At 62.7% G+C, this 12,586-nt stretch carries 4 protein-coding genes and 1 pseudogene; 4 read left to right on the plus strand and 1 reads right to left on the minus strand.

Annotation, left to right across the window (positions count from 1 at the left end; genetic code table 11):
• Positions 1-501 precede the first annotated feature (501 nt).
• The 3 genes and pseudogenes from ACZYHG_RS22760 to ACZYHG_RS22770 form a co-directional block, all read left to right on the plus strand.
• Complete coding sequence (locus ACZYHG_RS22760; RefSeq protein WP_464610479.1) at positions 502-8,637, plus strand: hypothetical protein; 8,136 nt, start codon at positions 502-504, stop codon at positions 8,635-8,637.
• A 20-nt stretch (positions 8,638-8,657) separates the two neighbouring features.
• A complete protein-coding gene (locus tag ACZYHG_RS22765) occupies positions 8,658-9,257 on the plus strand; it encodes an invasion associated locus B family protein (protein WP_464610480.1) in 600 nt (199 codons plus the stop codon).
• 87 nt (positions 9,258-9,344) lie between these two features.
• Positions 9,345-10,175: pseudogene (locus ACZYHG_RS22770) on the plus strand (transposase); the annotation flags it as partial.
• A 796-nt stretch (positions 10,176-10,971) separates the two neighbouring features.
• Here ACZYHG_RS22770 and ACZYHG_RS22775 read toward each other — a convergent pair.
• Positions 10,972-11,619 carry a CGNR zinc finger domain-containing protein gene (locus tag ACZYHG_RS22775; RefSeq protein WP_464610481.1) on the minus strand — a complete coding sequence of 216 codons (648 nt, stop codon included), beginning with the start codon at positions 11,617-11,619 and terminating at the stop codon, positions 10,972-10,974.
• A 53-nt stretch (positions 11,620-11,672) separates the two neighbouring features.
• Between ACZYHG_RS22775 and ACZYHG_RS22780 the strand changes: the two genes are divergently transcribed.
• Entirely contained in the window at positions 11,673-12,473 is an 801-nt protein-coding gene (locus ACZYHG_RS22780) for a DUF2066 domain-containing protein (protein ID WP_464610482.1), read from the plus strand.
• Positions 12,474-12,586: the final 113 nt, after the last annotated feature.

Genomic DNA, 12,586 nt, shown 5'->3' on the forward strand with positions numbered 1-12,586 from the left:
CCAAAAGATCCTGACCGGCAACAATTCGTACGGCATTCTCGCTCAGTCGATTGGCGGCGGCGGCGGCAATGGCGGCTTTGCCGGTTCGCTTTCCGCCGGCGGCGCGTTGGGCGTCGGGGTGTCCGTGGGTGGCACCGGTGGGCAGGGCGGCACGGCCGGCCGCGTCGATGTCACGAACGCCGGCAACATCAGCACGCTCTACGACAACTCGTCCGGCATTCTCGCCCAGTCGATCGGTGGCGGCGGCGGCAATGGCGGGTTTGCCGTATCTGCCGCGCTCTCCGCTTCGATTGAGGACATTGGTGCTGCTGCCGCCGTCTCTGTCGGCGGCAAAGGTGGCAACGGTCAGAAAGCCGATATCGCGAATGCCAAGAACACCGGCACAATCTTTACCGCCGGCAGCAATTCGAATGGCGTCGCCGCACAGTCGATGGCGGCGGCGGCGGCAATGGCGGTTTCTCGGCAGCGGCGGCGGTCAATCTGGGACCAGCGGGCATTGGCGTGTCGGTCGGCGGCTTCAGCGGAGCGGGCGGAGATGCCTCGAGTGTCAAGGCCGAAGCGTATGCAATCGATCACCTGGTTTCAGACAACAACGTCAAGAATCCGTCACCCAAAAAAATTCAGGACGGCGGCCAGATCACGCTTGAGACCGATGGCAACAATTCGAACGGCGTGCTCGCCCAATCCATTGGCGGCGGCGGCGGCAATGGCGGCTTCTCTGTAGCGGCCGGCGTCGGCGCAACGGGCGCCGGTATCGGCGTTTCTGTTGGCGGCTTTGGCAACGCAGGAGGCAAAGGTGGAACCGCGGAAGCAGACAGCTCCCACAACATCCTGACCAAGGGCAACAATTCGAACGGCGTGCTCGCCCAATCGATCGGCGGCGGCGGCGGCAATGGCGGCTTCTCGGCGGGCTTCGCCGGCGGCGCCGAGTTTGGTGGCTCGGCGTCGGTGGGCGGTTTCGGATCTGAGGGCGGTGATGCGATGTCCGCCACGGTCAATGCCTATGGTGAAACATTCACAAATGGCAACGATTCCAACGGCATCTTGGCGCAGTCGATTGGCGGCGGCGGTGGCAATGGCGGGTTTTCGGTATCCGGCGCCTTTGGCGGCACGGTTGGAGTTGGCGTTTCCGTCGGCGGCTTTGGCGCAGGCGGTGGCAACGCCGACAAGGTAACAGTCACTACCGGATACGACTACAGCAACAACGCGATCACCAAGACAACCTACAATACCGTCCAGGGTTGGACTTATGAAACGCTTGGCGACCGTTCGAACGGCATCCTTGCACAGTCGCTTGGCGGCGGCGGCGGCAATGGCGGCTTCTCGGTCGCAGGTGGCGTGGGTGGCGATGGCGGCGTCGGCGTTTCGGTCGGCGGCTTCGCTTTGAGCGGTGGCGGCGATGCATCCACTGTGGACGTGTTTTCGGACCAGAACATTCATACCAAGGGCAGTTTTGCGAACGCGATCCTCGCGCAGTCGATCGGCGGCGGCGGCGGCAATGGCGGCTTCTCGGGTGCACTCGGCGCCGGCAGCCAGATCGGCGGCAGCGCATCGGTGGGTGGTTTCGGCTCGACAGGCGGCAAGGCAGAGAAAGTCACTGTCCACAGCCTCGGCCAGATGCTGACCGAGGGTAACGATTCCCGTGGTGTCGTGGCACAGTCGCTTGGCGGCGGTGGCGGCAATGGCGGCTTCTCGATCAGCGCGGGCGGTAGCCTCGAAGCTCCCGCGGTTGGCCTGTCGGTCGGCGGCTTTGGCGCAGGCGGCGGCAATGGCGGCGACGTCTCGGTCACCGAATACGGTGTAGCGACCAACGACACTCCCGATACGTCCTCCGTGCTGTCCAATTTCGGCTACCGCATCGAAACCCACGGCGACCGCTCCGACGGCCTGCTCGCCCAATCGATCGGCGGCGGCGGCGGCAATGGCGGATTCTCAGCTGCCGTTACATTCGCTGATGCAAGTGCGGGCATTTCCGCATCGGTCGGCGGTTTTGGCGGTGGCGCCGGTACCGGCGGCAATGTCGACGTCACATCGGTGCAGAACTACTACACTAAGGGCAATTTCTCGAACGGCATCTCCGCCCAGTCGATCGGCGGTGGCGGTGGCAATGGCGGCTTTTCCCTGGCCGCCGCTGCCGGCGGTGAATTCGCCGGTGCCTTCAGTGTCGGCGGCATCGGTGCGGGCGGCGGCGACGCCGGCACGGTTACGGTCAACAGCACGGGCCGGTTCCTGACCGAAGGCACACAGTCCAACGGTATACTGGCACAGTCGATCGGCGGCGGCGGCGGCAATGGCGGCGCTTCGCTGAGCGGCACCTTCACTATCGGCACGGCCGGGATTTCGGCTTCCGTCGGCGGGTTCGGCGGCAAGGGCGGCAAGGGCAACGCTGTCGTGGTCAACAACAATGTCGGCCAGACGATCACCGGTGTTTCCATCGAAACCAAGGGCCAGAGCTCGAACGGCATCGAGGCACAATCGATCGGCGGCAAGGGCGGCAATGGCGGCTTCTCCGGAAGCTTGGCAGGCTCGATCGAATCCAAGGCGACGCTGGCTCTGAGCGTCGGCGGCTTCGGCGGCACCGGCAACACGGCAAGCAGTGTCGACGTGACCAGCGTCGACAATATCCTAACCCATGGCGACGGCTCGAACGGTATTCTGGCGCAGTCGATCGGCGGCGGCGGCGGCGACGGCGGTTTCAGCTTCGCCGGCACCATCACCGGTGATTCCAAGGGTCTTTCACTTGCAGCGTCCCTGGGTGGCTTCGGCGGCAGCGGCAACGACGCGGGCTCCGTCACGGTGAATTCCAGAGGTGACATCACGACCGAAGGCAATCACGCGGTTGGCATTCTCGCACAGTCGATCGGTAGTGGCGGCGGCAATGGCGGGATCAGCGTCGCCGCCACCCTCGATCTTTGCACCGACTGCCAGACAAGCGTCGCCATCGGCGCGTCATCGGGCGGTGCGGGTGGCAACGGCGGCAAGGCTGCCAAAGTGGATGTGACGCATGTCGGCGACATAAAAACGCTGGGCGATGGCTCGGACGGCATCATGGCGCAATCGATCGGCGGCAGCGGCGGCAATGGCGGCCTGTCCGTGACTGGCGGGTTCTCCGGGGCCGACGGAAAGCAGATCAAGGCTTCCGTGGGCGGCTTCGGCGGCGCCGGCAGCCAGTCCGGCGAAGTCGTTGTGAACAACACCGGCAACATCACGACCGGCTCGCGGACGACCGTCAACCTCGCGCAACAACTGTCTGGCCTGACAGGTCTTCACGTGACCGACGACACACTGACCGCGTTCGGCTTGCCAACCACCGTGCAGGTGGTGACCGGCCGCGATGCGTCGGGCATCCTCGCCCAGTCGATTGGCGGCGGCGGCGGCAATGGCGGCCTTGCGATCTCCGGCGCCGTCGGCTTCATCAGCGAAAAGACCAGCCTGAACATGGGTCTCACCATGGGCGGCTTCGGCGGCTCCAGTGGTTTCTCCGACAAGGTCTCGGTCACCAATGAGGGCGCGATCGAGACATACGGACCGGCGGCCCATGGCATTCTGGCGCAGTCCATCGGCGGCGGCGGCGGCAATGGTGGCGGCGCTGTTACCGGCCTTCTGACAGCAGGAAACGCCGAGACCGGACGTCCGGTCAACGTCGCCGTATCTGTCGGCGGCCTGGGTGGCGACGGCAACTATTCCGGCGCGGTATTCGTCGAACAGACCGGCGGCATCATCACCCATGGCGTCGGTTCAAACGGCATCTTCGCGCAGTCCATCGGCGGCGGCGGCGGCAATGGCGGCAACGCCAACACCATCTCGCTCCAGGCAGGCAGCGCTTGTACGTTCGATCCCCTGGCAATCGTGGACGTTCATCTGATCAAATCCTGCAAATCGCCTGAAAAGGGCACCGAGGGCGTCAACGTACAGGTGAATGTCGGCGGCTTCGGCGGCTCGGGCAATGACGCAAACACCGTCACGGTCATCAACCACAGCTTCATTACGACGATGGATATGATGTCTTCCGGCATCGTGGCGCAGTCAATCGGCGGCGGTGGCGGATCGGGCGGTAACGCGATCGTTGGCACCGACGGCCTCTACGCCAATCCCCTGCCGATCCCGCTGAACCCGACCGATATCGCCATCATTGCCGGCACAACTTTCAACAGCACTTCCGGTTTCGTGCAGTCGCTGGGCAATGTTGCCATCGGCGGCACCGGCGGTTCGGCAGGCGATGCCAAGGCCGTGAGCGTCACCAACGAAGGCGCGATCACCACGTCGGGCGCCTTTTTCTCGCACGGCATCATGGCGCAGTCGATTGGCGGTGGCGGCGGCGATGGCGGCAAGTCGGCCGCCGGCCTGTTCGGCCTCGTGTCCCTTGGCGGCATGGGCAATGCGGCCGGCGACGGAGGCACTGTCGATGTCGAAAACAAGGTCGGCGCGGATATCTGGACCAAGGGTGCGTTTTCCGATGGCATTCTTGCCCAGTCGATCGGCGGCGGCGGCGGCGATGGCGGCGCGGCCGGCGGCCTGATCGCGGTCGGCGGCAATGTCTTGTCGAAGTCTGGCGGAGAGGTCAAAGGCAACGGCGACTACACGCATGTCGTCAACGCTGCGCACATCCAGACCGACGGCCTGTTTTCCAACGGCATCGTCGCGCAATCGCTGGGCGGCGGCGGCGGCAATGGCGGCGCCGTTGGGCTCACCGGCATTACGGTCGGCGGCTGGGGCGGTTCCGCCGGTATAGGCGGCGAGGTCAAGGTCGAGAACACCACGGGCTCAACGATCCTCACCAAGGGCCTAGTCTCTTACGGCATTCTTGCCCAGTCGATCGGCGGTGGCGGCGGCAATGGCGGCAGCAACACGCTGGCCGCAGCAGTCGCTATCGGCGGTGGCGGCGGATCGTCGGGCAAGGGCGGCCATGTCACGGTCCTCAATGACGGCATGATCGAAACGCAGGCTCTGGGCTCCATCGGCATCTATGCCCAAAGCGTGGGCGGCAGCGGCGGCACCGGCGGCAGCACATTCCTGTCGGCTGTGTCGGTTGGCGGAGCTGGCGGCGCTTCCGGCGATGGTGGCCAGGTCGACGTCACGAATACGGCGCAGGTCAAGACGGCCGGCGCTGGAGCGGATGCGATCCGCGCCCAGTCGATCGGCGGCGGCGGCGGCGCGGCTGGCGGCAAGGGCGCCGATACGGGCGCCATGACGGTTGGGGCTTCGCTGCTTGTCTCGGTGGGCGGTGCGGGCGGCAATGCTGGTATCGGTGGTGCTGTCAATGTCACTAACTCGGGGCTCCTTCTTACCTCGGGCGACAAGGCCGACGGCATTTACGCCCAGTCGGTGGGCGGCGGTGGCGGTGAGGGCGGCAATGCCTACGGCATGGTCGCGGTCGGCGGCGGCGGTGGCTCGACGGGGGCGGGCGGTACGGTCACGGTCACCAACAACAAGGGCGGCCAGATCTGGACCAAGGGCATCCTGTCCAACGCAATCTTCGCGCAATCGATCGGCGGCGGCGGCGGCAATGGCGGCGCGGCCTATGCTGGTTCGCCCATCGGCGTCTCGAACAGCGTCGGCGGCAAGGGCGCTACAGGCGGTGATGGCGGCGCGGTCATCGTCGACAATTATGACATGTTGCAGACCGATGGCGCATCCTCGCAGGCCATCTTCGCTCAATCCGTTGGCGGCGGCGGTGGCAATGGCGCCAATGCTGGAAGCTTCAGCATTCAGGCTGTGCCAGTCCTGCCCGCGGAAGGTGTGACGGTGGGCGGCAGCGGCGGCGCCGGCGGTAATGGCGGCACGGTCACCGTGACCAATCATGCCGATGCGTCGATCGTGACCAATGCAGCCAATTCGACCGCGATCTTTGCGCAGTCAGTGGGCGGTGGCGGCGGCAATGGTGGCTCGGCCATTTCGGTGGCAACGCCTCTTACCAATCCGCTGGGCGTGAGCGTGACCCTGGGTGGCAATGGCGGTGCGGCCGGCGATGGCAGCGACGTCAAGGTCACCAATGACGGCATGATTGTGCTGAATGGCGAAAATTCGCTTGGCATCATGGCGCAGTCGGTGGGCGGCGGCGGCGGAACGGCGGCCTCGGCACTCGGTATCTCGGAGGTGCCGATTGCAATAGGCGGCGACACCGGCGCCGAGGGCAAGGGCGGCGCGGTGACAGTCTCCAACACCGGCTCCATCACCATCAACGGCGACAACTCGATCGGCATTTTCGCCCAATCGGTCGGCGGCGGCGGCGGCCTGGTCAAAGCCGGCGGCGGCGCTGGAGCGGTGGAGTCCCAATCGGGCGGCACCGGCAATGGCGGCATCGTCACGGTGACCAACACCGCGGGCTCTATCATCATGAACGGCGACAACGCGATCGCGATCTACTCGCAATCGGTCGGTGGCGGCGGTGGCGCCGTGGGCGTGAGCGAAACGCAGGCTCCGCAGATGTTCGCCAGGCTCTTCGCGCAGCCCCAGACGTTTGGCGCATTGCGCTATTCCAGCAGCGCTGGTGGCGCGGGCCTGGCGGCAGCCACCATCTTCAACCAGACCGGCAACCTGATTGCCACCGGCAACAACAGCATTGCCATGCTGGCACAAAGCAGCGCGGCCGACGGCAATGGCGATATCACCGTCAACATCTTCAATCCGTCGGCAACGACAACGAGCCTCATCGTAGGCGGACTTGGAAATGGCGCGGGCCTTCAGATCCTCGACGGCGCGACCAACACGGTCAACAATGACGGCGTCGTCACCGCGGTCGAAAAGGTTACAGGCGATTTCGTTTCGGTGGATGCAATCAATGCCACGCTGTCCTATCTCGCGCCCAATGCGACGACGGCGCAAACGGTGTCTGGCATCAACGGCTATGCCATCCGCGGCACAGGCGGCGATGACGCGATCGAAAACGCAGGCCTGGTGATGGGCTCGGTTGACCTGCAAGACGGTGACAACAGCTTCCACAACCAGGCCAAGGGGGTCTTCGACCTAGGCGTGAATGTTGATCTGGCCGGTGGCTTGTACAGCAATGACGGCCTGTCTTCCCTGGGCGGATTGAACTTCGTCCAGACAACGCAGCTGACGGGCGACTTTACCCAATCGGCAACGGGCATCCACGCTGTCGATCTCGATCTGGCTTTGGTCACCGCGGACCGCCTGAACCTCACAGGCATTGCTTCTGTTGCCGGCGACATTTCGATCAATTTGCTGAACCCGGCTATCAATGCGGCAAAGGCTAAGCCCGGCACGCATGACATCACGATTGTTTCGGCCGACCTGGGCGAAACGCATGACGGCATCAATCTTGTGGCGCCCAACACGGCGGTTGCTACGTATGCGCTGACCTACCCGGCCGTTCCGGATACAGACATCGATATCAGCTACCGGATCGACTATTCCCCGCAAGGATTGACCGACAACCAGCATTCTGTCGGCAATGCGGTGAACATGATCCAGACGGATCAGACCTCGCCGGCCTTCGCCCCGATCGCGACCCTGCTGTTCTTCCAGCCCGATACGGCCGCGCTCGGCAAAGCCTATGATTCGCTGTCGGGCTCGGGCACGTCCGGCTTCCAGCAGATGACCTTCGATGCCAACGATGCCTTCCTGTCGACGGTGTTTCAGCGCACCAGGGGCTGGATATCGAACGACAATGCCGGCACGACGGTCCTTCAGGACACCGCCTCGATCCCACTTGGCTACTTCCCGACCAAGCCTGCCAAAAGTGGCATGCCGGCTGATATCGGCATGCCGGTCAGCAGTCCCATCTACCGCGCCTGGGTGGCGGCCTTTGGCGGATATGGTGAGTCGGCGGCGGATGCCGGTGTAGGCTCAGCCGCATCGACCGACCGTACCGGTGGCGTTGCAGTCGGCCTCGACTATCAGCCGAATGAAAACTGGTTGATGGGGTTGGCGGCGGGTTACGGCAACAGCAGCTTTGACACACCGGATCGTTTAACGTCCGGCCGCAGCAAGGGTGACGGGCATTTCGCGGTCTACACCACCTACCAGGATAATGCCTTCTATGCGACTGGCAGCCTTGGCCTGGCGTTCTATGACATATCCACGCAGCGCGCTGTATCGATACCGGGCGTCACCCTGCAACAGCTGGGCGGCGCAGTTCAGATCCCTGGAATGTCGGAGACGGTGGATGGGAGCTTCAACAGCCGCTTGTTCAGCACCAGTCTCGAAACCGGCTACAAGCTGACTTCGGGCGCGATTGAATTCACGCCGTTTGCCGGAATGCAATTCCAATCCATACATTCCGATCCCTACAGCGAGACAGTTGGCGGCGCGCCCAGCGCCCTTGGCCTCAGCTTCGCTGACCGTACCATCAACTCTTTGCCTGGCTTTCTTGGCCTGCAAGTCAAATCGCAAGCCAATCTCACTGACTCCGTACAGTGGGCAGGCTGGGCTCGTGCCGCTTGGCGACATGAATTCCTGCCCGACCGTTCGGTTGATGCGGCCTTCCTGGCGGCACCTGGGTATGACTTCGTCACGAATGGCGGGTCAGTTGCCAAAGACTCGCTTCGCCTCAGTCTCGGATCGAAACTGTCCCTCGGCGACAGTGCCGCGATCTTCGGCAATTTCAGCGGCGATCTGAGCAAGGGTGTTTCTCCGACCTATAACGGAACGCTGGGTCTGCAGGTGAACTGGTGAGATGTCTGGAGTTTGGATTTATGCTCAAGAAACTTGCGTTGCTCGTTCCGGCTCTGATGGTGCTGGCGGCTACGCCTGCGGCACACGACGCCAAGGCAGCAACGCCAGGCCAGACTACGGATCAGGCCCCAGCGCCCGCCGACGCCACCGCGGCTGCGGGCGCACCTGACCTGACAACCGCCACCTTCGGCGACTGGGTGGTGCGGTGCGGTCTGACGGAAGCGGCTCAGGGCCAGCCTGGCAAGAAGAACTGCGAAGTCGTGCAGAACATTATGGTACAGGGCCAGTCTGCGCCTTTCGCTCAGATCGCATTTGGCAAACTGACACAAGATGCGCCCTTGTATTTCACGGCCGTCGTGCCTGTGAGCATCTCTTTGCCCAGCACAATTCGCATCTCCGCCGAGAAGTCGAACGCTCAACCGGTTGAGGTTGCCTATACGCGCTGCCTGCCAACCGGGTGCTTTGCCAGCTTGCAGATGACTGACGGAGTGCTTGAGAAGTGGCGTGCGCTGTCGGCCATGGGCGAGATGACTTTCAAGACCGGCAATGGACAGGACGCGACGGTACCTATCTCTTTCAAAGGCCTGGCCCACGCTTTGGACGATTTTGCCAAGCAATGATCATGGCGCTTTAATACAACTCATGAGCCTAGATCTTCAGCACGGTGCGAAAGGATAGGACTTTCGCCAGCATCGGGAAGCGCTTTGGCTGTTGCGCTCGGTTATGCCCACATCATGCGCCCCGGCTGGTCTCGCCAGGCCTATATCCATCTAGAAGCTGCTACCGAACCCGGCTTTTGTTAACCCTCCGGCGCAATCTGGGGCCAAGTTCCTCGACTTTGAGAATGCCGTCCGCCATTCGCTGAAGTCGTTTGGCATCCGCCTCGGCACAGTCGGACGCGGCTCTTTCGAGCAGGCGGTGCGCAGCCGTTGCACATCCTCTGCAGTCGGCCGAACTGCGGACGCCATGCTGTCGGGGCGCGCGGCGCTATGGAAACGGTATTGCCGGCTGCACGATCTTGTCTTGAGAATGGTGGCGCGCAGCGAACCATGCCGGCGCTTCATGGCGATCCTTGGCGTCGGCCCGGTGACGGCGCTTTTGTTCATGACGGCATTGACGATCCCACGCGCTTCCGCCGCTCGCGTGACGTCGCCGCCTACTTCAGGCTGACCTCGCGGCGCTGCCGGTCCGGTACCTCGATCGACTTTCAGGGCCGCATCTCGAAGGCCGGCGACGCGGAGGTGCGGCGCGCGCTCTACGAGGCGGCGTCCTGTCTGATGGGACGCTTCAAGGGCAAGAACAAGGTCAAGATCTGGGGCCGAGAGATCGCCAAACGCTCCTGTCGTCGCGAGGCCTGTGTCGCTGTGGCGCCCAAGCTCGCGGTGATCATGCACGCCATGGGAAGCGACGGGAGTTCTTGGAGCATATCGAGGGCCGCGGCCTTGGACTGGCGAGGGGACTTGCCTACATCGCACATGTCGTCGATATGGAGGTCGATGAGTTCGCCGAAAGTTTTAGGCGCGCTATACGGGACTTGATCGGCGTCTCACCGCGATCGACTTGGCGCTCGGTTTCGGTTGCCCAGCGCCGTGCGTCGTCCCGGCGAAGGAAGGTCTCGCTGACGTATTCTGGCGTAAATTCGTGTGCACTCGGCAGGTTCTAACGATTTGATGTTAAAGAAAAAATGCTGAACAATGAAGATCATAGAGTGGCCGTGGCGCCCATGATGGATGGGGCGGATAGATAAATAAAATCAGCTATTTACGAGTCGCTGTGTGCAAAAATCGCACACGAAAGTTCTGCTTCTCTTCTTTTTTCGTTCCTGCGACGGAGCAGCCGACAACCCTATTTTGACGCTCTTTTGCCGACGATATTGACCGTTCTATTGTGGACGTTCGCTGCGATATCCGTGCCCCTTGTTGTCCGATACGGCGTCCAATTTGCCTGGGGTTCCTAGAAGCTTTTCGAACTTTCTGCGTCGCGCGTCAGCCCGAATTGCGGTTGCTAATGGACAAAATGGGACACTAGATTCGGTTTTTGGATAGCTTTGAACGTAGCGACTTCTGGCATATGCGCCAGATAGCGCGTCAGCACGAACTTCCAGGCTGATACCTTTTGAACTGCAGCTTTGCGCCCAATCTCGGTCGCTTAGGATATCTTGCCCTCTGCCCAAAAGCAGACGTCAGCCGCTTAACTGTGGAATCAACATTGTGCCTGGACTTGGAGACGACTTTGTCGTCGGCTGAAAAGGTCGTTTCGGTGGTCCGCGAGATAGCATTTCTTTGGGCAGCACGGTCGCCACCCTGCCTTTGAAGAGTGCGCATCGGGCGGATGCTACGCAATGGATTTTCGGTGTGCCAGGCGATAGCGCGCTGCCTTGGCCCGGTTGCCGCAACCATCCATCGAGCACCAGCGCCGCGGTTTCGAGCGGCTGTCATTGATGAAGAAGCCGCCGCACTGGTCGGCCTCGCATTGCCGGATGTCGTTTCCCGGCGGAAATAGCACCAGCATGGCCGCCGCCGCCGCGGACCGGCGCAGGGGCAGGTGAATGGCTTCATGCGCGGAATCGGATGTGAGCTTCATGATTTCGCCAAGGCCGGCTCTGCCTCCCGCCCGGTCTATCGCGTCCTGGATACCGCGGAGGGCAGGTTGCCTGGGCGCGGTTCCATGGTTCAGATTTCGTGCCGAAACAGTGAGCCACGATTTGAGGGCCGCGCGCAGCTTCAGCACCTCGAGATGCACATGGCTGGCCACGCTTCCATGATTTCCGGCCATGCGCCTGAGCACTCGCTCCTCGTCGTCAGACAGCAACCGGGCAGGGGTGCAAAAGGCCAACATATCTTGATAGCTCGGAATGAAATCGAACTCGCTCCCGTCGCGCCAGTGCAAAGTGTTTGCAAGGTCGAACGCGGGCGCGCCGCCCAGCATGCGCATGGGACCGAGCGGCGAGACGTAGGTGCGGACAAATTCGGTTGATTCCATCCTCACAAGATGTAACCTTTTATACGGTTACTCAAGAGGGAAGGGAGATGCCCGTGAAAGCCACCTTGTTGACGCTCGCGGCGTGGGTCGCGTTCGCCAATCTGGCGCAGGCGGACGATGATGCGCTTTATCGCTCAAGCGTGATTGTCACTGGAGATCGCGAGGAAACACGCGTCCCCGCTGTTCCACAGGGCTTCGAACTGGCGGCGCAAAAGCTGACGGGAAATCCTGATATCGCGCAAAATCCAGCCTTCGCCGCGTTGGCGATCCGGGCCACCGTCATCGTCTGGTCGTATACATATCATGACCGCATGTTCGGCTTTCCGATCCATGATGAGCAGGGAACACGCGACCGTCCCTTCGACCTCACCTTCCAGTTTGACCGAAAGCGGATGGACGATGCGATGGCGGCGCTAGGCGAGAAGCCGTGGCTGGGTCCGCGCCCGAAGCTGGCAATCGTCCTGGAAGTTACCGATATGGCGCGCAGCTACATGCTCACCACGGATGGCGCCCACGGCGCCGACCTGCGCGCGAGCTTCGAGGATGCCTCGGCACGCTTCTCGATCCCTGTGATGTTCGCGAAAGAGGCCGATCTGGCGGCGGCGGCGGTCGCGCCCGGGAGCATTGATGCGATACCGGCCGAGAAGTTGATGACGCTGAAATCCAGATTGGGCGCCGATGCGATCCTGGTCGGTCGGCTTGATTGGGAAACCAATGAGCCGGGCTGGCATGCCATTTGGCGGCTGCCCCTCAATGCTAAAGATGCAAGTTGGGAGATCGCTGGCGTAAACTTCGATGCCGCCTTCCGCGATGCCGTGGGAGGAGGCGCCAAGCGGCTGCGGCCAACCAACTAGGCCAGAATGAAAAGGCTGTCGGCAACCATCAGGCATACCGCGCTCCGACGCTAACCTGGCAACAGGGGCGGTTCGCGCCCTCCTTTGCCAGAAATCGCGCTCAAGGTCGTACT

The organism is Mesorhizobium subarcticum (assembly GCF_055456085.1).

Excerpts from the sequence above, each read along its gene's own strand:
- ACZYHG_RS22765 (WP_464610480.1), top strand. The coding sequence starts at position 8,658 with ATGCTCAAGAAACTTGCGTTGCTCGTTCCGGCTCTGATGGTGCTGGCG.
- ACZYHG_RS22775 (WP_464610481.1), bottom strand. The coding sequence starts at position 11,619 with ATGGAATCAACCGAATTTGTCCGCACCTACGTCTCGCCGCTCGGTCCC.